This is a genomic window from Cereibacter sp. Soil_C_27 (assembly GCF_057657095.1).
The window spans coordinates 1-21987 of the sequence record NZ_JBDGJD010000012.1 but is presented as its reverse complement, the minus strand read 5'-3'; the positions used below and the strand labels follow the sequence as shown (position 1 = coordinate 21987).

General features: G+C 65.4%; 19 protein-coding genes and 2 pseudogenes. 17 read left to right on the top strand and 4 right to left on the bottom strand.

Annotated features, from left to right (window positions below; all coding sequences use genetic code 11):
• Positions 1–315 precede the first annotated feature (315 nt).
• Positions 316–1239, bottom strand: a complete 924-nt coding sequence (locus AC3A5Z_RS23155) for a LysR family transcriptional regulator (protein WP_487521633.1) — start codon at positions 1237–1239, stop codon at positions 316–318.
• An 88-nt stretch (positions 1240–1327) separates the two neighbouring features.
• On the opposite strand from AC3A5Z_RS23155, the gene AC3A5Z_RS23150 reads away from it, so the two are divergent.
• The 5 genes from AC3A5Z_RS23150 to AC3A5Z_RS23130 are packed head-to-tail and all read left to right on the top strand — an operon-like array spanning position 1328 to position 6272.
• Positions 1328–2503 carry a CaiB/BaiF CoA transferase family protein gene (locus tag AC3A5Z_RS23150; protein ID WP_487521632.1) on the top strand — a complete coding sequence of 392 codons (1176 nt, stop codon included), beginning with the start codon at positions 1328–1330 and terminating at the stop codon, positions 2501–2503.
• On the top strand, positions 2500–3435 hold the full coding sequence (locus tag AC3A5Z_RS23145) for a hydroxymethylglutaryl-CoA lyase (protein ID WP_487521631.1): 936 nt from the start codon (positions 2500–2502) through the stop codon (positions 3433–3435). The genes AC3A5Z_RS23150 and AC3A5Z_RS23145 overlap by 4 nt, the downstream gene beginning before the upstream one ends.
• 24 nt (positions 3436–3459) lie before the next feature.
• Entirely contained in the window at positions 3460–4446 is a 987-nt protein-coding gene (dctP, locus tag AC3A5Z_RS23140) for a TRAP transporter substrate-binding protein DctP (protein WP_487521630.1), read from the top strand.
• A 3-nt stretch (positions 4447–4449) separates the two neighbouring features.
• A complete protein-coding gene (locus tag AC3A5Z_RS23135) occupies positions 4450–4986 on the top strand; it encodes a TRAP transporter small permease (protein WP_487521629.1) in 537 nt (178 codons plus the stop codon).
• Entirely contained in the window at positions 4983–6272 is a 1290-nt protein-coding gene (locus AC3A5Z_RS23130; protein WP_487521628.1) for a TRAP transporter large permease, read from the top strand. Before AC3A5Z_RS23135 ends, AC3A5Z_RS23130 begins: the two co-directional genes overlap by 4 nt.
• Before the next feature lie 128 nt (positions 6273–6400).
• Here the strand turns inward: AC3A5Z_RS23130 and AC3A5Z_RS23125 are convergent, their stop codons facing one another.
• On the bottom strand, positions 6401–7312 hold the full coding sequence (locus AC3A5Z_RS23125) for a LysR substrate-binding domain-containing protein (RefSeq protein ID WP_487521627.1): 912 nt from the start codon (positions 7310–7312) through the stop codon (positions 6401–6403).
• 175 nt (positions 7313–7487) lie between these two features.
• Between AC3A5Z_RS23125 and AC3A5Z_RS23120 the strand changes: the two genes are divergently transcribed.
• From AC3A5Z_RS23120 to AC3A5Z_RS23095, 6 genes and pseudogenes are all read left to right on the top strand, one after another.
• On the top strand, positions 7488–8498 hold the full coding sequence (locus AC3A5Z_RS23120) for a hydroxyacid dehydrogenase (protein ID WP_487521626.1): 1011 nt from the start codon (positions 7488–7490) through the stop codon (positions 8496–8498).
• Positions 8495–9184, top strand: a complete 690-nt coding sequence (locus AC3A5Z_RS23115) for an RraA family protein (protein ID WP_487521625.1) — start codon at positions 8495–8497, stop codon at positions 9182–9184. The genes AC3A5Z_RS23120 and AC3A5Z_RS23115 overlap by 4 nt, the downstream gene beginning before the upstream one ends.
• Before the next feature lie 50 nt (positions 9185–9234).
• Positions 9235–10191: a tripartite tricarboxylate transporter substrate binding protein gene (locus AC3A5Z_RS23110; RefSeq protein ID WP_487521624.1), complete on the top strand. Its 957-nt coding sequence runs from the start codon at positions 9235–9237 to the stop codon at positions 10189–10191.
• The gene (locus tag AC3A5Z_RS23105) at positions 10191–10652 is read left to right on the top strand and encodes a tripartite tricarboxylate transporter TctB family protein (protein ID WP_487521623.1); all 462 of its coding nucleotides are present in this window, start codon (positions 10191–10193) and stop codon (positions 10650–10652) included. The genes AC3A5Z_RS23110 and AC3A5Z_RS23105 overlap by 1 nt, the downstream gene beginning before the upstream one ends.
• A 28-nt stretch (positions 10653–10680) precedes the next feature.
• On the top strand, positions 10681–12189 hold the full coding sequence (locus tag AC3A5Z_RS23100; protein ID WP_487521622.1) for a tripartite tricarboxylate transporter permease: 1509 nt from the start codon (positions 10681–10683) through the stop codon (positions 12187–12189).
• A 37-nt stretch (positions 12190–12226) separates the two neighbouring features.
• Positions 12227–12710 (top strand): annotated as a pseudogene (locus AC3A5Z_RS23095) (transposase); the annotation flags it as partial.
• 875 nt (positions 12711–13585) lie between these two features.
• On the opposite strand, the gene AC3A5Z_RS23090 reads toward AC3A5Z_RS23095, so the two are convergent.
• The gene (locus AC3A5Z_RS23090; RefSeq protein WP_487521621.1) at positions 13586–14446 is read right to left on the bottom strand and encodes a formylglycine-generating enzyme family protein; all 861 of its coding nucleotides are present in this window, start codon (positions 14444–14446) and stop codon (positions 13586–13588) included.
• A gap of 252 nt (positions 14447–14698) precedes the next feature.
• On the opposite strand from AC3A5Z_RS23090, the gene AC3A5Z_RS23085 reads away from it, so the two are divergent.
• The 6 genes from AC3A5Z_RS23085 (at position 14699) to AC3A5Z_RS23060 (ending at position 21109) form a co-directional block, all read left to right on the top strand.
• Positions 14699–15514: a helix-turn-helix domain-containing protein gene (locus AC3A5Z_RS23085; RefSeq protein ID WP_487521620.1), complete on the top strand. Its 816-nt coding sequence runs from the start codon at positions 14699–14701 to the stop codon at positions 15512–15514.
• Positions 15515–15559: 45 nt separating this feature from the next.
• The gene (locus AC3A5Z_RS23080; protein WP_487521619.1) at positions 15560–16840 is read left to right on the top strand and encodes an ABC transporter substrate-binding protein; all 1281 of its coding nucleotides are present in this window, start codon (positions 15560–15562) and stop codon (positions 16838–16840) included.
• A gap of 64 nt (positions 16841–16904) precedes the next feature.
• Entirely contained in the window at positions 16905–17789 is an 885-nt protein-coding gene (locus AC3A5Z_RS23075; RefSeq protein WP_248633013.1) for a carbohydrate ABC transporter permease, read from the top strand.
• Entirely contained in the window at positions 17782–18612 is an 831-nt protein-coding gene (locus AC3A5Z_RS23070) for a carbohydrate ABC transporter permease (protein ID WP_487521618.1), read from the top strand. The genes AC3A5Z_RS23075 and AC3A5Z_RS23070 overlap by 8 nt, the downstream gene beginning before the upstream one ends.
• Before the next feature lie 18 nt (positions 18613–18630).
• The gene (locus tag AC3A5Z_RS23065) at positions 18631–20076 is read left to right on the top strand and encodes a sulfatase family protein (RefSeq protein WP_487521617.1); all 1446 of its coding nucleotides are present in this window, start codon (positions 18631–18633) and stop codon (positions 20074–20076) included.
• Between the two features lie 28 nt (positions 20077–20104).
• On the top strand, positions 20105–21109 hold the full coding sequence (locus tag AC3A5Z_RS23060) for an ABC transporter ATP-binding protein (protein ID WP_487521616.1): 1005 nt from the start codon (positions 20105–20107) through the stop codon (positions 21107–21109).
• Positions 21110–21308: 199 nt separating this feature from the next.
• Here the strand turns inward: AC3A5Z_RS23060 and AC3A5Z_RS23055 are convergent.
• Positions 21309–21987: pseudogene (locus AC3A5Z_RS23055) on the bottom strand (recombinase family protein); the annotation flags it as partial.

The following is a 21987-nucleotide window of genomic DNA, read 5'->3' as shown; positions in this document are numbered from 1 at the left end:
CCGGTGCATGGCCTGAAGGGGCCGCCATTATAGTCCGGGTGCTGCTGGCAGTCGATGAAGCCAGTGGGGCCTGGGAAGGACAGTCCGGAGTGTCATTCAGCTCGTTGATCACCGTGAGGTTGACCTCGCCGTCGCCGAGCGACCGGGTGATTACCCGAGCCGGTAGCTGTCGCCGTTCATCTATAGGATGTTGACGTTCTGTGTCAGCCTGTCGAGCGATGTCGACCTGGCCGTGACCGGCTGCGTTGGAGGGTTCAATAGCTGCCATGGCGGTGAGTGAGGATCAGCCGGACCTCCGGCGACCCAGGCGCAACATTAAAGAAGTCGCGCTTCCCAGGCGCCATCGGCGACCGCCTGCCCGATCAGGTCGAGGATCAGCGTGCGGGTGGTTTCCAGCGCGATGGTCGGTGGCCGGTCCGCAATCTCGCACAGGAAGAGCGTCCGTGTCAGCACCGGGTCGGTGATCGGGCGCCAGTGCAGCGCGCCCGACTCGATCTGTTCGCGCATGAACAGCTTGGTGCCGATGGCGCAGCCGAGGCCTGCGACCAGCGACCCGGCGATGGCCTGGACCGAGTTCAACTGCAAGCGGGCCCGCGCCTCCAGCTTGCGCAGCAGTTGCACATCCTCCAGCAGCGCCCGCGCCGACACGCCTTGCCTCAGCAGGATGATCGGCAGCGTCAGCAATTCCTCCACCGTGATCGGCGTGTCGGTGTCGCCGATCATGTCGCGGCGCCCGACCAGCACCATTGTCTCCTCCAGCAGCGGCGTGGCGCGCAGCGTGGGTGTGGGCGGCGGATTGTAGACCAGCGCCAGGTCAACATCCGCGGATTTGAGGTGCAGCAGCGTGGTCCCCGACAGGCTTTCCGACAGGATCAACGTCAGCTCCGGATAGTCCGCCAGAACCCGCCGAGCCAGATCGACGCCGATCGCCTTCACCGCGGAATAGGCAAGTCCCACCGTCACCTCGCCCGAAACGGTGTCGCGGATCGAGGACAGATCGCGCGCGGCAGCCTCCATCGCCCGCAAGATCGCGCGGGCATGCGTGTTCAACCGGACGCCCGCCGCGGTGGGATGCAGGCCGCGCGGCTTGCGCTCGAACAGGGCCGAGCCCAGTTCAGCCTCAAGGTTTGCAAGATGATAGCTTAGCGCCGAGACGGCGACCCGCTCGCTTTCCGCCGCGCCGGTCAAGCTGCGCTGGTCATAGATCGCTGCGAAGTACCGCAGCTGGCGCGAGTCCATGCTTTCTAATTCCTAGAACGAAACATTCCAAACAATATGATTTTCCAGAAGCTCCGGCAAGCCTAGGGTGGCGCAAACGGAGGATGGAATGGACGACGCGTTTGCCCCCCTCGCGGGGGTCCGGGTCGTCGAGATGAGCCATATGATCATGGGGCCATCCTGCGGGATGTTCCTTGGCTTTCTCGGCGCGGAGGTCATCAAGGTGGAGCCTCCGGAAGGCGACAAGACCCGCGCGTTGACCGGGATGGGAAGGCCGTTCTTTCCGCTGTTCAACCGCGGCAAGAAGTCGGTGCAGTTGGACCTGAGATCAGAGGCGGGGCGCGCCGCGCTGGACCGGCTGCTGGCCACGGCCGATATCTTCGTCGAGAATTTCCGCGATGCCGCCCTCGGTCGGATGGGCGCCGATCCGCAGGACTTGCGCGCGCGCTTCCCGCGGTTGATCCTGGCCAGTCACAAGGGCTTCCTGTCCGGTCCCTATGAGAACCGCACCGCTCTGGACGAGGTGGTGCAGATGATGACTGGCCTTGCCTATATGACTGGCCCCACTGGGCGGCCGCTGCGGGTCGGGTCATCGGCAAATGACATCATGGGCGGGCTGTTCGGGGCGCTGTCGGTGATCGCAGCGCTGCGCGAGCGGGATACGACCGGGCAGGGCAGGTCGATCCGCATCGGGTTGTTCGAGAATTGTCTGCTGCTGGTCGCGCAGCACATGGTGCAGTTCGAGCTTGAGGGCCGCAGCCCGCTGCCGATGCCCGAACGTGATTTCAGCTGGCCGGTCTACGATATCTTCGACACGGCCGATGGCGAGCAGGTTTTTGTCGGCGCGGTGTCGGAAGGCCAGTGGGTGGCGCTGTGCAACTATCTTGGCCTGACCGGGCTGCTGGCCGACCCAGGCCTGCAGCTCCGCATGGACCAGATCAACGCCCGCGACCGCACCATCCCGGTCTTTGCCGCCGCGATCCGGTTGCGGGACCGTGAGGCGCTGGTGACGGATCTGGAGCGGCTCGGCCTGCCGTTCTCGCCGATCTCGAAACCCGCGGACATGTTTGACGACCCGCATGTGATGCGCCCCGGCGGGCTTGCCACATCGACCCTGTGGACGGGCGAGACCTTCCGCGCCCCTGCCCTCCCGTTCGAGGTGGACGGCGCCATGCTGACCGGTGGCGGCAACGTCGACGCCATCGGCGCCCATTCTGCCGAGGTGCTGGCGGGATTGGGGATGACCGAGGATGAGATTACCGCCGCAATGGGAAAGGCAGCATGACCCAGCCTTATCCCAATGACCGGGTGACGCTGCGCGAGGTCGGCTTGCGCGACGGGTTGCAACTGGTCAAGGCCTTCCCCTCGACCGCCGCCAAACGCGGCTGGCTGGCACGCGAATATGCTGCCGGAGTCCGGCACTTTGAGCTTGGGTCATTCCTGCCTGCCGCCCGCTTCCCGCAATTCGCCGATTTGCCCGACCTGATCGCTTCGGCCCGCGAGTTGCCGGGCCTGCACGCCGCCGCCCTCACGCTCAACGAGAAGGGGATGGAGGCGGCCTTCGCCAACAAGATCGACGAGGTGGTCTGCGTGGTCTCAGCCACCGAAGAGCACAGCCTTGCCAATATCCGCCGCAGCCGCGCCGAGTCCGTCGCGCTGGTTGCCCGAGCCGCGGCGCTGCGCGATGCGCAGGCGCCGCGCATCCTGGTGAACGCGGGAATAGCGATGGCTTTGGGCTGCTCGATCACCGGCGCCGTGAAGCCGGCAGAGGTGCTGCGGCTGGCCGAGGCCTGCCTGGCGGCCGGCGCCGATATCGTCGGTATCGCCGATACCGTTGGCTATGCCGGCCCGCGCGAGGTGGCGGCGCTGTGCGACGGCATGGTGCGGCTCTGCGGCGACCGGCCGTTCATCGTGCATCTGCATGACACCCGCGGCACCGGCATAGCCAATGCCGCCGCAGCGCTTGACCATGGGGCGCGGGTGCTGGACGGCGCGCTGGCGGGGCTGGGAGGTTGCCCCTTCGCGCCGGGCGCCACCGGCAATGTGGTGTTCGAGGATCTGGTCTATCTGTGCGAGCGCATGGGATTTGCCACAGGGATCGACCTCGCGTCCCTGACCGGGATCCGCGAGATCCTGACGACCGAAATGCCGGACGAGACGCTGTATGGCGCTCTGGCCCGGACCGGCCCCCCCGCCAATCTGGCGTGGCGGGCATAACTGCCGTCTCTGGGAGGAGAATCCATGAAACCAAGCATCATCGCCGCAATCCTTGTCACCGCCGCCAGCGCCGGCGCCGCGCAGGCGGAAACCGTCATGCGCTGCAGCCACCAGCTGCCGCCGGGCCACCACATCGCCCTTGTCGTCGACAAGTGGGCCGCCGAGGTCGAGGCGCAGTCGGAAGGCAGCATCGACGTGCAGGTGTTCGGCGCCGACAGCCTGGTCAAGGCCAATGACAACATTCTCGCCGTCGCCAAGGGCGAGATCGAATGCGCCTTCTCGCTGAACTTCCAGTGGGGCAAGACCCTGCCGATCATGAACGTGACCGTGGGCCCCTACACCATGTCCTCGATCGAGGCTTGGAAGAAATGGCCGACGTCGGAGGCCGCTGGCTATCTGGAAGGCAAGCTGCTGGAGAAGGGGGTCAAGAATGTCGCCTGGATGTTCCAGACCAACGTGTCGGTCTTCACCTCGAACGGCAAATTCCTGCAGACCCCCGATGATTTCAAGGGCGTGAAGATGCGCGGCCTCGGGCCGGCCTTCGACCGCGGTCTGGAAGCGATGGGTGCGACGACCGTGTCGCTGCCGGGGTCCGAGGTGTATCAGGCGCTGGCCACCGGCGTGATCGACGCCGCGGTGACCGACGTCGCCGCCGCATGGTCCCGCAAGTATTACGAGGTGCAGGACCATTTCGTCGTGGTGCCGGTGCTTGCGGCCTATCTGCACGGCTATGTCACGCCGGGTTTCTATGACGGCCTGACCGATGCCGAGAAGCAGGCGCTGCAGGTCGCTGGGGAAATGGCTGCAGGCTGGGCAATCGACGCCTCGGTCGAGGCCTCTGCCTCGGCGCCCGATCAGCTGCGCTCGACTGGGGCGCAGGTGCATGTGGCAACGGATGCCGAGAACGAGGCGTTCAAGGCGGTCATGCAGCCGGCCTTTGCCGCTGGGTTCGAGGCCGAAAGTGGTGCCGACGGCAAGGAATTGCTGGACCTGATCGCCAAGATCCAGTGACCGATGGCACCTGACGCAAAAGAGGCGGCGGCGCCGGAAGGTGTCGTCGGCGGTCTGGCGAAGGTCATCGGCGTCCTGTCGGGCGCCGTGGCCGCCCTTGCCATTCTGGCGGTGCTGGTGCTGACAGCGGTCAATGTCGCCGGGCGATACCTGTTCAGCGCGCCCCTGCGCGGCACGGAGGAGGCCACCGGCTTCCTCGTGGTGGTGATGGTGATGTTCGGCGCGGCAGAGGCTTACCGCCGCGGCGATCACATCCGGATCGACATCCTCACCGAACGGCTGGGTCCACGTGGTGCCCGCTGGATCGACCTGCTGTCGCATGTCGCGGTCGGTATCTTTGCCGCAAACCTGCTGCGCACCGGGCTGCACACGGTAGAGTTCTCGCGGTTGTTCGGCGCCTATTCCCCCGGCTACCTGCAGATCCCGATGTGGATCCCGCAATCGGCGCTGGTGGTAGGCGGCGGGCTGCTGCTGGCTATGGCGGCGCTGCGACTGATCGATTGCATCTTGTCCTTTACCCGTAAGGAGCGGCGCCCATGACCGCCTTGCTGATCTTCGGAGCCCTGATCGCGCTGCTGCTGACCGGGATGCCGATCTTCGCCGCGCTCGGCATCGCCTCCCTCAGTGTGCTGTGGGTGATGGAGGGCAAGATCGACGCGATGGCGGACACGGTGTTCGCCAGCCTCAACACCCCTTTGCTGGCGGCAATCCCGATGTTCGCCTTCATGGCGCATGTGATGATCCGCACCCGTGTGGTGGATGACCTCTTCGACATGGCCAACAAGCTGGTCGGTCACGTCAAGGGCGGGCTCGGCTTCGCCACCATCCTGTCCTGCACGGTCTTCGCCTCGATCTCGGGCTCGTCGGTGGCCACCGCCCTGACCATCGGGTCCACCGCCATCCCGCAGATGCAGAAATATGGCTACCGGCCGCGCGACACCTACGGGATCATCGCGGCGGGTGGCACGCTCGGCATCCTGATCCCGCCCTCGGGGCCGATGATCCTCTATGCCATCGTGTCGGATGCCTCGATCGGGGCCCTGTTCCTGGCCGGGCTGATCCCCGGGCTGATCGTCGCCGCCATCTTCGCGGTGTTCAGCTGGGTGCAGGCCAATGCGCATGGCGGGACGCAAAAGCAGGACTGGGTCGGAGCCCCCGAGGTGCTGCGGGCGCTACGCCGGTCGATCTGGGCGGTGCTGATGCCGCCGGTGATCATGGGCGGGATCTATCTGGGCGTCTTCACCGCGACCGAGGCGGCGGGCATTGGCGCAATCTACGCGCTGGCGGTGGCGGTGTTCGTCTACCGCAACCTGTCGCTGCGTGACCTGTGGGACTGTCTGTGGGAAACCATGCGCACCACGGCGATGCTGTTCATGATCATCGCCGCCGCCGCCATCTTCGGACATGCCATCACCCTGATCCGGCTGCCGGCGCAGATCGTCGAGGCGGTGACGGCGCTGGGGCTGGGGCAGACCGCCTTCCTGCTGTTGGTGATGGCGGCGATCTTCGTGATGGGGATGTTCCTCGAAACGATCGCCATCATCCTGATCACGACCCCGATCATCCTGCCCTCGCTGCTGGTGCTGGACATCAACCCGGTCTGGTATGGCATCATGCTGATGATCAACCTGGAACTGGCGCTGATCACGCCGCCAGTCGGGATGAACCTATTCGTCATCAAGGGTATAACCGGAGCGCCGTTGGCCGATGTCATCCGCGGCGCAGTGCCCTATGTGGCGCTCCTGATGATCAGTCTGGCGCTGATCTGGCTGCTGCCCTCGCTGTCGCTGTGGTTGCCCACGGTGGCGGGGTTCGGGCGGTTCTGACCAAATCGAGCCGTCGCGCCAAGCTGCGGCGGCCCGTTCCTGAAGCAGCCTTTCGGCAATACCAAGGTCATCATGGCAGCGATGAGGAAAGAAGCCGATACTCTCGACGATTTTCGCTCGAAAATGCGCTACTTGGCTGCGGATGCGTCAATTCCAGCTCTTGGGACACCATGCGATCCACAAAGCTGGGCGAGCACTTCGTGCAGGCGCACGATAATTTCGCCGCGTGGAGAGAGCGTGCGCTCGACAATGCCGATCTGACGTGTCACCTGCGGCTCGCCGAACGGAAACCTTCTCAGGTCCTGACCTTCAGGTTCCTCGAGCGCGACATGTGGCACCACCGAAATTCCGAGCCCATGGCGCATGCATGTCACGATCGAACCGATGGTGTCAATTTCGGCCACGTCATTGGTCACCACGCCCATCCGAGAGATTTCGGTATCAATCAGATTCGCCAGCGGCACCGAGCTTCGGAAGCGAACGAATGGCATGGTGGCGAGCATCTTCACCGGATCATCCACTGCGATGCCTTTCGGCGCGATGATCAAGAGGGGCTCTTTCAGGAAGGGGCTCCAGCGTAGCGCGGGCGGAAACCCAGTATGTTCTGCGACTACCGCGGCGTCGAGCCTGCCGGCGGCCACATCGGCGATGAGCTGGCTCGAAAGCCCGACCCGTAGGTTGACCTTGAGCGCAGGATACTCCACCCGCATCTGCGAGATGGTGCGCGGCAACAGCCCGAGGCCGCTGGTCCGGACGGTTCCCAGCATCAGGGTTCCTGCGATCTGATCTCCTCGCAGGCTTGCCTTGGTGTCTGCTTCCAGCCGCAGGATGTTCTGCGCCATCTCCATGACTTGAAGACCTTGGGGCGTCAGCTTGGGCGGTCGCGATGACCGCTCGAACAGCGCGACTCCCAGCTCCTGTTCAAGTGCCTGAACTTGCTGGCTGATGGCGGAGGCCGTCAGATGCACGACCTCGGCCGCCCTGGCGAAGGTGCCATGCGTTCCGATGGCCATGAGAGTCTTAAGCTGACGCGTATCCATGATCGTCCAGTTTTGCTTAAGATGATAACCAGATTAATTCGCTTTTGTGAAGCAACGCTTTCCAATACTCCCGTTGGCGAGGAGTATCCGCGTCCGCTGGGAGGCTGCCGCGGGCCAACCAAGTTCACAAAAGCTAATGTCGCCCGCCATTCGCGGTCGGGGACGGAGATGACGCATGCGCAGATATATTGTTGTCACCGGGCCGGATCTTGATCCGAGCGCCGAGAAGCTGGTGACGGCGCACGGTTTCGAGACGGTTCACACGCCCCCCTACGCAGACAGCGCCGTCATCGCCGATCTGCTTGCGCGGACCGGGGCGCAAGGCATCATCTCGCGCATGGGCCGCATCGACGGCTCCGTTCTCGACGCGGCGCCTGCTCTGCGGGTGATCTCCAAGCATGGCGTCGGGGTGGATAACATCGACCTTGCGGCTGCAGCGGCACGCGGCATTCCTGTTCTGGTGGCTACAGGGGCCAATGCGATCTCGGTTGCGGAACACGCCATTGCCTTGCTGCTCGTGACGGTGAAGCGGGTGCTGCCGCTTGATGCTGGCTTGCGCGCCGGCCGCTGGGAAAAGCCGGGCTTCCTTGGCCGTGAGCTGGCTGGCTTGCGGATGGGCCTGATGGGAATGGGCGCCATCGCGCGAGCGACCGGTCGGATGGCGAAGGGTCTGAACCTTGAGCTTTGTGGCTACGATCCCTACGCGTCCCAAGCCGCTTTCGATGAGCTCGGCGTCGCCCGGTGCGACAGCTTTGCTGCTTTGCTCTCGCAGTCCGACATCCTCAGCCTGCACTGCCCGCTGACTGATCAGACCCGGGCAATCCTGGATGCCGATGCGATCGGGCGGATGCCGACTGGCAGCTTCGTGATCAATACGGCGCGGGGCGGGCTGATAGACGAGACCGCGCTGGTCGCGGCGATCCGGTCGGGCCATCTCGCCGGGGCAGGGCTTGACACCTTCGCGATCGAGCCGCCGGTGGCGGACCATCCGTTCTTTGCCGAGCCGAACATCGTTCTGACGCCGCATATCGGCGGGGTCACGCGCGAGGCCGGCGCCCGGGTCGGCGTCGAGGCCGTCCGCGGTATCATTCAAGTGCTTGGGGGTGAAACTGTCGCGCCTGAGCGGATCGCCAATCGCGCTCTGCTGGCAACTGCCAGCGCGCAAGTTGCCAAGGCAGGAGAATGAGCATGGCCATCGGATTCCGGATCTGCAAGCGAACCTCAGTCGCGTCGCTCGAGCTCGTGCAGGCATTCGCCAAGCTGCCGGTCGCCAATGTCTCCGATGCGATGCACAGGGTCACGGCTGCCGGTCCGTCGCTTCGGCCCATGCATGCTTCGGGCGGAATGGCGGGCGTTGCGCTGACCGTGCGCTGCCGTCCGGGAGACAACCTGATGCTGCACAAGGCCATAGACATGGCCCAGCCCGGGGACGTCATCGTCTGCGATGCGGGCGGCGATCTGACCAACTCGCTGATGGGAGAGTTGATGCTGGCCTACGCCGTCAAGCGGGGTGTCGCCGGCTTCGTCCTGAACGGCGCGATCCGCGACCTGGACGCGATCAGGAAGGTGAACCTTCCGATCTTTGCGGCGGGCGTTACGCATCGCGGCCCCTACAAGGACGGCCCCGGAGAGATCAACGTCGCCATCAGCCTTGCCGGAATGGTCATAGAACCGGGGGATGTCGTCATCGGTGATGCGGACGGGGTGCTCGCGGTTCCTCTTGCCGGGGCAGAAGACATCTTGAGAAAGACCCAGGCGAAGCAAGCGGCGGAGACCGCACAGATGGCCGCCATCGAGGCCGGCACCAATGACAGGTCCTGGGTTGACGAGACCCTGCGCCGACTGGGCTGCGAGAACCCGGAAGGACTTTGAACGGAGGAGCCGCCAAGGCATGGTGCCGGGCGGCAGAGGAGGAGAGACCAATGACACTTGCAAGATCCGTTGCGCTGGCCGCGGCCCTGTCGGCAACCACGACCGGCGCCGCACTGGCTGACTGGCCTGCCGACAACCCCGTGGAAATGATCGTGGCCTTCGCGCCCGGTGGTGGCACCGACATCATGCTTCGCGCGCTCGTCCCGTTCCTTGAGGCCGATCTCGGCGCCACGATCGCGGTGATGAATAAGCCCGGCGCCTCGGGGGAGATCGCCTATACCGGGCTGTCACAAGCGGAGGCGGATGGCTACACACTCTCGTCGCTCAACACGCCGGGCTTTCTGACGATGCAGTTGCAGCGCAAACTGAAATACAATCCCGCGGCCCTGTGCCCCATTGCCCGCATCGTCGAGGATCCGGGCACCTTCGTCGTGCAGGCCGGATCGGGCATCAAGACCCTGGAAGACCTTGTCGCCAAGGCCAAGGAAGCGCCCGGCGCGGTTTCGGTCGCAACGACGGGTGTCGGCACCGATGAGCACATGGCGCTGCTTCAGCTTGAAAAGGCGACCGGTATCGACCTGACCGCCGTGCCGTTCGAAGGCGCCAACGAAGCCAAGACCGCGCTACTCGGTGGCCACGTGCAGGTGATCGGCCTGAATGTCGGTGAAGCGGTGTCGAGTGATCCCAACTCGTTCCACGTTCTGGCGCAGTTTGCAGAAAAGCGCTCCACGCTTGCGCCGGATCTTCCGACGGCGATGGAGCAGGGCTTCGATGTGATCATGTCCTCCGAACGCGGCCTGGCGGCACGCTGCGACGTGCCCGAAGATATCCGGGTGAGGCTGTCGGCCTCGGTCGAGAAGGCCCTGGCCAACCCCGAATTCCTCGAGGTCGCCAAGCAGCAGGATCTGCCGCTGTCCTATCTGTCCGGCGACGAGTGGACGGCCGAAATGCCGGTCCGGCTTGCCCGCTTTGAAGAGATCTTCAAGCTCGTTGAGGCTGGGAACTGATGCCCGGCCCGAGCAAGCCGCTGCGCGGTGACCGGCCCGACCTGCTGACGGCGCTGATCTTCATCGGGCTCGGCGCGCTCGGGCTGGTCATGGCCCGCGATCTGGAGGCGGGAACGCTTGCCCAGATGGGACCCGGGTTCCTTCCCCGCGTGGTCTGCGTGTTGCTGATCCTGGTAGGGCTGGCCGTCGGCTTGCCCGCCCTCCGCCGCCCCGCCGCCCCGATCGAGCCGGCGAAGGCTAGGCCGGTGCTGGTCATCCTCGTCGCCATCATCGGGTTCGGCCTTGCCGTCACCCAACTGGGCTTCGTGCTGGCCGCCCTGTGGCTGGTCGTCGTGGGATCGCTGGCCGATCCGGGAGGCAAGTGGCGCCAGACACTCGCGCTGGCGCTCGGCCTCGCCGCGTTCGGCGCTGTTGTCTTTGTATACGGGCTGGGCGTGCAAGTGCCGCTCTGGGCATTCTGATGCCCGTCACGATCCCGGGGAGGAACGGATGACTTTCATAGATCTGCTGATGCTGGGCTTTTCCGAAGCCATGACGCCCACCAACCTCGGCTTCTGCCTCCTGGGGGCCTTGCTGGGGACCCTGATTGGTGTGCTGCCCGGGATCGGCCCGACGGCCACCATCGCGGTCCTGTTGCCGATCACGTTCTTCCTGCCGCCGCTCGCCGGCATCATCATGCTGGCCGGCATCTACTACGGCGCGCAATACGGCGGATCCACCACCGCGATCCTGGTGAACCTGCCTGGCGAAGCCTCTGCCGTCGTCACAACCCTCGATGGCTACAAGATGGCCCAGCAGGGCCGCGCAGGCGCCGCATTGGCGGTTGCGGCGTTGGGGTCGTTCTTTGCAGGGACCGTGGCGACGCTCGCCATTGCCATAGCCGGGCCGACCCTGTCGAATTTCGCTCTGAGCTTCGGCCCCGCGGAGTATGTCTCGCTGATGGTCTTCGGTCTTCTGGCGGCGACCATCCTGGCCAGCGGTCCGGTTCTGAAGGCGATCGGCATGATCCTGATCGGGCTCTTGCTGGGAATGGTGGGCACCGACCGGGCGACCGGGGATGACCGGTTCACCTTTGGTGCCATCGAGCTTTTCGACGGCATCGACTTCATCGTGATCGCGATCGGCCTGTTCGGGTTTGCGGAGATCATCGGCAATCTGGAGCGGACCGGGTCAGAAGGCGTAAAACTGGCTCCATTGACCCGGCTCTGGCCGACGCGCGAGGACTTTCGCAACTCTTGGGGCGCAGTGTTGCGCGGAACAGGGCTCGGCACCTTGCTTGGGCTGTTGCCCGGTGGCGGCGCGACGCTTGCCTCGTTCAGCGCCTACTCCATGGAGAAGAAGCTTTCGCGGCACCCGGAAAAATTTGGCACGGGCGTGGTGGAGGGGGTCGCTGCACCGGAAGCGGCGAACAACGCCGCCGCGCAATCATCCTTCATTCCTCTTCTGACCCTTGGCATTCCGTCCAATAACATGATGGCGATGATGCTGAGCGCCTTCATGATCCACGGCATCACGCCTGGACCGACAATCCTGACGACGCAGCCCGAAATCTTCTGGGGCCTCGTGGCTTCGATGTGGATCGGCAACCTGCTGCTGGTCGTCATCAACCTGCCCCTGATCGGGATCTGGGTGAAGCTGCTGACAGTGCCCTATCGCCTGCTGTATCCCGCGATCCTTCTGTTCTGCTGCATTGGTGTCTACAGCATGAACAACCGGATCTTCGATGTGGTGCTGGCGGCCGGCTTCGGGCTTCTGGGCTACATCTTCCGCAAGGCAAAATGCGAGCCTGGACCCTTGCTGCTTGGCTTCGTCCTCGGTCCGCTGCTGGAGGCCAACCTGCGTCGCACCCTGCTGATCACCCAAGGTGATCCGTCGATCTTCGTCGAACGTCCTATCAGTCTGACCTTGCTGCTCGCAACTGTCGTGCTTCTTGCGCTGATGATGCTGCCGTCTTTCCGGTCGACCCGCGAAGAGGCATTCAAGGAGGAGGAGGTATAGTCCGGCCCCTCCAGCAAGGCGGAATCCCATCCCGCCGCTCAGGCAGACGACCGGGTTCGTCGAGCGCCTGATGCGGCTGGTTGGCCTTGACTGATCGGCGCGTGACTTCAACACGTTGTCCTGCTGCCAGAAGACCCTGGCGGTGAACATCCCCTGCCGCGGCTCCAAGGGGCCGCTGCACCTTCGACAGCGCCGGGATCGAGGTCGAGGGCGAAGGTGAGTGGCTGGCCCGCAAGCATGGTGGTCCAAACGGACGGTATGGCGCAAGATCCACCTTGGGATCGACGGGAAGCGCTGGAGATCCGCGCCGCCGACGGAGCCACATCGGCGATGCTCCCATCCTGCGCGACCTGCTCGGCCAGATCCCGGCGGGCGAGGAGGGTCGGCAGGGTCACCGCTGACGGCGCCTATGACACCCGCACGGCGCCCACGCCGTCAGCCCGCCCCGCAAGAACGCGAAGCCGTGGACAACCGTCACCGCTGGTGCTCTCGCCCGAAACGACGCACTGCGCGAGACGCGGGGCAAGCGCGTCACGGGCGTCGTCACCGCCGACGGCGAGACCGCGGGCGACAGCGTTCCGATCGCCTGCGGCACCGGATCGGCCGTCTTCGAAGGCGATGGGCGAGGCGGTGCCGCATCAGGCGGTCGGCGGCTATCACGTCATGCTGAACGATCCGGGCGTCACCTCGACAGGCCGGTGCTGCCGATCGACTTCCGCTTCGCCATCACGCCGATGGGAAAGTCATCCGGCTTGCGGGAATCTGCGAGTTCGGCGGGCAGGGCCGACCATTCCGCAAGGATCTGGTCGACAGCATGCTCGCCCATATCGGCAGAGCGGGGCGTCCCGGAACGTATCTGTCAGGCGCCCGGGGGCGAGGCCAACCGGCTGCGGCGAGCCCGCTGGCACTGATCATCCCAAAGTTACGCTTTCGCGGCCCGCCGGCGGGCCAAGGGGTCGCGCAGCTTTGCAGCCCGTCGTGGGCGGAAGCTTCGGCCGCCGTCTCGGGCGGCGGCGATCCTGTCGCCTCGGAACATACAGAAATTCTCGCGCAGGCGGCATCAGGCGAGAAGCTCAGGCAGCGTTTGGTTTGAATCACCGCCAAGGGCAGGACCGTCCGCGTGGTGCGGGAGCCGCCCCGGTCGGCGTAGTCGATCCACAGCGCGCGCTCGTCGAAACAGGCGGCACGGCTCGACGACCTGATCCGCGCGTCGGGCCTGTAGACCTGCGGCACCGGGTGAAACAGGTGTTGCGCCTGACCCTCGCGCAGGGTCGCGCGGCCTCGACTTGGGCAGGGGTCCTGGTGATGAGATCCGCAGTCGCGGAACGATTCGCGCATCGCCGAGATCGTTACGGGCGGATGGATTTATCGTCATTCGCCGGCGGGACGCAGCCTTCTATCCCGCGACGCGGAAGCCGATATGGCTTGTCGTGGTCGCGGGCGAGTTGCTCATCCGCGCTGCGATTCGATAGCGGTGGCAATAGCTCGCATGGCAGAGATGCGAACCGCCCTTCAGGATGGGGTCGCCCGATCTGGCCCAGGTCTCCGCAAGGCAGGCCGTCCATTCCCAGACATTTCCGCTCATCTGGTAGAGCCCGTAGCCATTGGCTGCAAAGGACACCACGGGGGACGTTCCGGTCCAGCCGTCGCGGCCCTCGTCACGGCGGGGGAAGTCGCCCTGCCAGATGTTGCAAGGCAGGAACGCGTCGTCCGGGGCGCGGTCGCCCCAGGGATAGGTCTGGTCGAGAAGGCCGCCGCGCGCCGCGTGTTCCCATTCGGCCTCGGCGGGCAGCCGCGTTCCGGACCAGCGGCAAAAGGCTTCGGCGTCGTGCCGGGACACCTGGACGACGGGATGATCCTCGCGACCGGACAGGGAGGAGTCAGGGCCGAACGGTCGGTTCCAGCATGCGCCCTCGACCCTGCGCCACCAGGAAGGGCTGGCGGGTGTGTGTGCAGCGTCCGGCGCGGCGACGTGGGCATGGAAGACGAAGCCTGCCCCCTGCCGCTCCGCCGTCGTCCGGTAGCCGGTCGCCGCGACGAAGCGCGCGAAGTCCGCATTGCTGACCGCGGTGGCGGCGATATGGAAGGGCGACAGCAGCACGGCGCGCATCGGTCCCTCGCCGTCGGCGGGGATCATCGGTCGGTCGGTGCCGACCTGGGCAATGCCGCCGGGGATGGCGACCAGCGCCAAGGCGGGGCTGTCGCTCCGCGCCGGTTCCGCCGGGGGCAGGGCGGTCGCGGTCTCGCCGCGTGGCATGCAGCAGCCGCTCTTCACTCCTCGCGCCCGCGCTTGGCCGCACGCGGTTTCCGCCCCCGCATGTAGCGCAGCTCCGGCCGGTATCCGGCCTGCGAGACCAGCCCCCTGCGCAGCTGCCGGAGGCGCCGCAGCAGCCTCGATCCGATCTTCAACCACACTACCCAACCACGCTCCTGTTGCTGCGCGAGCCAAGATTGTTGCTCAAGAATTTCATATGTGATATTTATATATTTCAAATATGGAAGATTCGCAATGACCGGCGCGCCTACGGACCGCATCATAGACGTGCTCGAATACCTGATGAACGCCAGCCCCGGGCCGGTGAAGCAGGTGACGATCGCGCGGGATCTGGGGATGTCCTCGGCGACGCTGAGCCGGATCGTGCGCATCCTGTCGGACCGCGGCTATCTGTTCCGCACTTCGGAGAAATACCTGATCAAGAACTTCAGCCTCGAGCGGATCGTGCCGATGTCGGAGGCCTATCTCGAGGAGCTCGACGCCACGCTCGGCTCCCTGCGGGCGCGGCTGGGGGTGGCGGTCGAGGTGATCGTGGTGACCGGGCACGAGCTTCTGTGGCATTCGCGCGCCGCCCATCCCGATCCCGAGGTGACGATCTGGGCGCGAGAGGGTTTCCGGCGCAGCCTGTTCGAATTCGACGCGCTGTCGCGGCTCTACCTGTCGACGCTGCCGCCGGAGCGGCTGCGCGACGGGTTCTACATCGGCGGCTTCTTCGACACCTCGAAGAAGGCCGGGCGGCGCGAGATCGCCTGGCTCGAGGCGGATGCGGTGCAGGCCGCAGTGGAGGCGACGCGCGATGCGGACTTCGCCTGCGACGCCGAGGGCAACCACTTCGGCATCCGCCGCTTCGTCACCGTCGTGCGCGATCCGTCGGGCCGGTTCCTGCACCTTCTGTCGTTGGCCGACCCGCTGCCGGTCGGCGCTGCCGAGCGTGAGCGGGCCTTCGAGGCCGCGCTGGAGGAAGAGCGCATCCGGCTCGAAGCCGTGCTGGTGCGCGAACAACATGGCGAGGCGATCGGCGCCTCGCCGAGGATGCAGCTGGTGCGCTGACAGCGCGCGATAGCTGCGCAACGGGATTTTCAGGGAGGAAAAACCATGATTGCCATCAACCGTCGCAGCCTGCTTCTGGCTGCTCTGATGTCGGGCGCCGCCGCGATGCCCTTCGCCGCCTCGGCGCAGGAGCAGGAGGTGAACGTGCTGCTGTTCTCCATGCCCTCGACGCTGGGCCTGCAGAAGCTGGCCGGCGATTTTGAGGCCGAGACTGGCATTAAGGCCAATATCGAGGTCGTGGGTCAGGACGTCTTCGAAAGCCGCATCACCCTGTCCTTCGCGGGCGGGGCCGCGGATGTGGATGTGGTGCATACTCCGGGCATCCAGGTGCAGCGCTGGGTCGAGGCGGGCTGGCTTGCGCCGCTGACCGAAGTGGTCGCCGCGCTGCCCGACCGGGATGACATCATCCCCTCGACGCTGGAATCCTTCCGGGTCGGCGATTCCGACTGGGGCGTGCCGTTCTTTGCCGAAACCGGGCTTCTGGCTTATCGCAAGGATCTGCTGGATGCGGCGGGTGTGGAGCCGCCGAAGACTTGGGAAGAGATGCTGGCCGTGGCCAAGGCCGTCGACAGCCCCGACACCGCCGGGGCGGTGATGCGGGCGGCGCCGGGGCAGGGCTTCAACATGTTCGTCTTCCCGATGATCATGCGCGCCTATGGCGGCGAGTTCTTCGCCAACTATCCCGAGGATCTGACGCCCGCGCTCGACAGCGCTCAGAACCTCGAGGCGCTGAAGGTCTACACCTCGTTGCTCAACGACTACGGTCCCGACGGGGTGGGCAGCTTCAATTTCCCCGAGGTGGTGGCGGCGATGCAGTCGGGCGGGGCGGCGATGACGGTGGATGGCACCTCGATCGTCAGCCAGACCGTCGATCCGACCAAGAGCCAGGTTGCCGACAATATCGTGCTGGCGCTGCCGCCCGAGGGCCCGCAGGGCCGTTCGCCGGCGCTGGCCGTGCATGGTCTTGGCGTCGCGGCAGGCACGGCCAATGCCGATGCCGCGGCTCAGTTCATCGCGTGGGCGACCTCGAAGGAGACGCAGACCAAGCTCGCGCTGAACGAGGCCTATCCCGATTTCACCCGCGCCTCGGTCGGACAGGACCCGGCGGTGCAGGAGAAATACGCCGCCATCCAGGAGAATTTCCTCGATCTGCGTGTCGCGGCCCTGCAGGCGGCGCGCAGCGACTACCGCCCGCTGCTGCCGACCTGGCCGGAGATCGGCGCGGTGATCGGCGAGAACGTGAACGCCGCGCTGAACGGGCTGATCTCGCCCGAAGAGGCGCTGGCCACCGCCAATGAGGAAGTCGGCTACATCACCGGCCAGTGAGGCAGCCTCGGCCGGGCAACGCGCCCGGCCACCCTTCCCCCCCACCGAACAGACGGGACCTTCCATGACACCTGCCCGCGCCTCCGCGGCGATGGATCGCGGCTACCGCAGGATGCTGATCCCGGCATCCCTCGCGGTAGGCATTTTCGCGATTGCCCCGCTTCTGGGCATGTTTGCCCTCTCCTTCACCGACTATCACCTGATCCGCGGGTGGAGCGGGAAGGTCGGGATCGACAATTTCCAGCGGCTGATCGGCGACCGGCGCTTCGTCTCCTCGGTCTACATCATGGCCGCGCTCAGCGTCTTCGGCGTGATCGCGCAGGTGGTGATCGGCACCGCCATCGCCGTCGGGCTCGATCGCATCGTGAAATCCTGGCGCTTCGCCAGGGGCATCTTCGTCATCCCCTTCGCGGTGCCGCATATCGCCGTCGCGCTGATCTGGCTGTCGCTGTTCACGCCGACGCTGTCGCCGGTTACGGCCTTCTTCGCCGAGTTCGGCATCAAGGTTCCGGCGCTGCTGACCAGCCAGACCGGCGCCATCGCCGCCATCGTCATCGCCGATACCTGGGCCGCCTATCCCTTCGTCATGCTGATCGTGCTGGCGGCGCTGCAGGGCATCTCGCCCGATCTCGACGAGGCGGCGGCTCTGGACGGGGCCAGCAAGATCCGCGCTTTCTTCCTGATCACGCTGCCGCTGCTCTATCCGACGCTGCTGATGGTGGCGCTGTTCCGCTTCATCGAGACGTTGAAGCATTTCCCACTGATCTTCGTGATGACCAGCGGCGGGCCGGGGCGAGCGACGCAGGCGACGAACTACTACGCCTATGTCCAGACCTTCCAGAACTCCAATGTGGCTTACGGCGCTGCAATCGCGGTCTTCCTCTTCGTCTTCGCCGGGGTGATCAGCTTCTACGTCGCCCGCGCCAATGCGAGGCTTGCCGATGCGTGACACCTCCTTCGCCCATGGTCTCAAGCGCGGCTTCGGCATCCTCGTGATGCTGCTGCTCCTCGGATTCGCGCTTCTGCCGATCCTCTGGACGGTGCTCCTTTCCTTCCGGCCGACGACCCATCTCTTCGAGCCGATCTGGGACTCGCCCGGAGCGCTGACCTTCGACAACTACCGCTCGATCGCCCGGTCGAACTTTCCCAGCGCGCTGTTGAACAGCTTCATCACCGCCGGAAGCTCGACGCTGATCGCGCTGCTGCTCGGCGTGCCGGGCGCCTTCGCGCTGTCCAAGCGCCGCGCCTCGAACAAGTTCTTCGCCTCGTGGCTGCTGCTGCTCCTGCGCATGGCGCCGCCGGTGGGCTTCGTGATCCCGCTGTTCCTGATCTATGTTCAGGCGGGGCTGATCGACAGCTACCTCGGCCTGATCTTCGCCTATACCTCGCTGACCCTGCCCTTCGTGGTCTGGTCGATGTGGACCTCGTTCAACCAGATCCCCGACGAGCTGGTCGAGGCGGGGCTGATGGATGGCGCCACGCTGGGCCAGACGCTGCGGCTGATCGTGATCCCCGCGGCACGGCCCGGGCTGGTGGCGGCGGGTGTGCTGAGCTTCCTTCTGGCATGGAACGACTTTTTCTTCGCGCTGGTCATCACTCGCGCCGACACCACCACCGCGCCGGTCGCCGTGATGAACTTCGTCTCCTATGCCAGCGTCGACTGGGGCGCGATCGCCGTCGCCGCGCTTGCGCTGACCCTGCCGATCGTCCCGATCATCATCGTCGCAAACAAGTATATCGTGCAGTCGCTCGGCGGCGCGGTGAAGGGCTGAACCTTGAAGCAAGAAACCATGACCGACCAGAAACGTCCCAATATCGTCTTCATCCTCACCGACCAGCAGCGGCTCGACACGATCCGGGCGCTCGGCTTCCCGCATATGGAGACGCCGGTGCTCGACAGCCTCGTCGAGGGCGGAACCTCTTTCCGCAACATGTATGTCACCTCGCCCTCCTGCAGCCCCTCGCGGGCCTCGCTGTTCTCGGGCACCTATCCGCATACCAACGGCGTCTTTCGCAACGACGAGCCTTGGGTGTGGTCCTGGGTAAAGCTGCTGGCAGAGGCCGGGTATCGTTGCGTGAATGTGGGCAAGATGCACACGATGCCGGTCGAGGGGCCCTTTGGCTTTCACGAGCGGCATGTTGTGGAGAACAAGGATCGCGACCACCCGAACCTGCCCTTCTACCTCGACACCTGGGACAAGGCCTTCTGGACCCGCGGCCTGCGCAAGCCCTCGCGCGTGAGCTACCGCGAGCGGCCAGATTACGACGACCGGCTCGGCGCCTTCGTCTGGGAAGCGCCGGAGGATCTGCATCCCGACGTCTTCGTCCCCTCGCTCGCCTGCCTTTGGCTGGAGCGCTATAAGGGGCAGGACCCCTTCTTCCTGCAGATCGGCATCCCGGGGCCGCACCCGCCCTACGACCCGACGCAGGACTACCTCGACCGCTACGAGGGTCGTGACGACCTGCCGATGCCGATCAACGACTACGATCTCGACGCCGAGCAGCCCGCCGCGATGCGCGAGCTGCGGCGGCATCATCAGGGCGAGGATCACGACGCGATCGTGCATCTCGAGAATCCGACGGCCGAGCAGCTGCGCCGCCAGCGTGCGCATTACTATGCCAATGTCTCGATGATCGACACGCAGGTCGGGCGCATCATCGAGGCGCTGAAGGCGCGCGGCGTGCTGGACGAGACGATCATCGTCTTCACCTCGGATCACGGCGACTGCCTGAACGATCATGGCCATTCGCAGAAGTGGAACATGTTCGAACAGACGGTGCATGTCCCGGCGCTGGTCTGGGGCGCGGGCATCCCGGGGGGGCGCAGCGTCGAGGATCTGGTGGCGCTGTTCGACTTCGGGCCGACCATCCTGGAATGGGCCGGGATCGCGCCGCCCGCCTGGATGGAGGCGCGCTCGCTCAACCCGTTGATGGGGCTGGCGGCCGAAGACGGCGAGCGGGACCGGGTATTTGCCGAGCACACCAACGACGCGATCCTGCAGGGCACGAACTATATGACGATGATCCGCAAGGGCGACTGGAAGCTCGTGCATTTCGTAGACAGCGCCGAGGGCCAGCTCTTCGATCTGGCCGCCGATCCGGAGGAGCGGAGCAACCGCTGGGACGACCCCGCCTGCGCTGCGCGGCGGCAGGAGCTGATCATGGACATCCTGCGCTGGCGCATCGAGAGCGACCGCAAGACCCAAGGCTTCCGTCGCGAGATCGCCGGTCTCTGACCCCAATCATCGAAAGGATGCAGTGCCGATGGGCAGCATTTCACTCAACGGCGTGGCCAAGCGTTTCGGGGCCACCGAGGTCATTCCGCCGCTCGATCTCGAGATCGCGGATGGCGAGTTCGTCGTCTTCGTCGGGCCGTCGGGCTGCGGAAAGTCGACCCTCCTGCGGCTGATCGCCGGGTTGGAGGACACCAGCGCGGGCCGGATCGTCATCAACGGGCGCGATGTTACGGCGGCGGCGCCGGGCGAGCGGGGGCTGGCGATGGTCTTCCAGTCCTACGCGCTCTATCCCCACATGACTGTGGCCGAGAACATCGCCTTCCCCTTGCGGATGGCGAAGGTGCCCGACGCCACGGCAAAGGAAAAGATCGCCCGCGCCGCCGAGGTGCTGAACCTCTCGGGCTATCTCGACCGCAAGCCGAGCCAGCTTTCGGGCGGCCAGCGCCAGCGTGTCGCCATCGGCCGCGCCATCGTGCGAGAACCCGCGGCCTTCCTCTTCGACGAGCCGCTGTCGAACCTCGACGCAGCGCTCCGCGTGACCATGCGGCAGGAGATCACCGAGCTGCACGACAAACTCGGCAACACGATGATCTACGTCACCCACGATCAGGTGGAGGCCATGACCATGGCAGACAAGATCGTGGTGCTGAACGCCGGCCGGATCGAGCAGATCGGCTCGCCTTTGGAGCTCTACGAGCGTCCCGACAACCTGTTCGTCGCCGGTTTCATCGGCAGTCCGAAGATGAACATCGTCGATGGCGCGGAGGCGGCGCGTGAAGGAGCCGCCGTCATCGGCATCCGGCCCGAGCATCTGGACCTCATCGAGACCGGCGGTTGGGAGGGGAGGGTGACCCTGTCCGAACATCTCGGCTCCGACACCTTCCTGCGGATCGAGACCGAAGCGGCAGGGACGCTCACGATGAGAGCGGATGGCAAGGTGGCCCTGCGCAAGGGCGATCCCGTCCGCGTCGCCCCGAGAGCCGAGGAGCTGCACCGCTTTGCAGCCGATGGAAGGACGATGGGACGGAGGTAGGGAGAGGGAGGGAAACCCAGAAGACAGGCGGGCGCACGTCAAATCTATCGGGCATCGCTCCGGAGCGTGATTTTCCGCCTGACAATAGTGCCTGGGAACGGGAGCGTTGAACAGGTTTGGGAGGGCCTCGGCCGCGAGCTTCACTGCATGTGGAGCACAAAGTGTCTTCTTTACGCAATCCGCATGAAGCGCTGAGATTTCATGAACTGCCTGCTTGATGCAAAGACAAGTAATTCTGATATCCTGTCCCCGCAACCATCGTTTCCGACCCAGCCCTCGCCAATCGCGGGGGCTTTGTCATGTCCGCTCCCCCCAAAGCCATGATGTTCGCAAGTTCACCGGCAAGTTCAATGCGATGGCCGTCCTGTGCCGTCGCGTCGGGGATCATCCGAACCTCGGAAACCAGCCCGCGCAGGGCCTCTGTTGCCTCCAGCTTCACGGACGGGTCCGAAAGTGCCGCCGCCAGATCCGCGATCCTCTTGCGATAGAGTTCCGTCAGGCTCGGGTGCAGCCGCAGGGCAGGGGGCTCGGGATTGGTCGCAAGCTCGGAGGTGAGCCGCGCCCTTGCAGTCTCCAGGTCTGCCATCTTCGCCTTCATCGACGGATGATACATCCCGTCCTCGATCGCCGCGAGGATGCCAGCGATCTTCTTCTCGACCTGACCGAGATCGCGCTGCAGCTTGTCGCGCGCAGCACCGGCACCGGCCTGCGCCGCGTTCCAGGCGCGGCGGTATTCCTCGACGAAGACGGCGATCAGGTCGGGATGCAGCAGCCTGTCCTTCAGCCCGCCGAGCACGCGCCCCTCGACATCCTCCCGACCGATGGTCGCTCGGTTCTGGCACACGGCCTCGCCCTTGTTGCGCACGGCGGAGCATCCG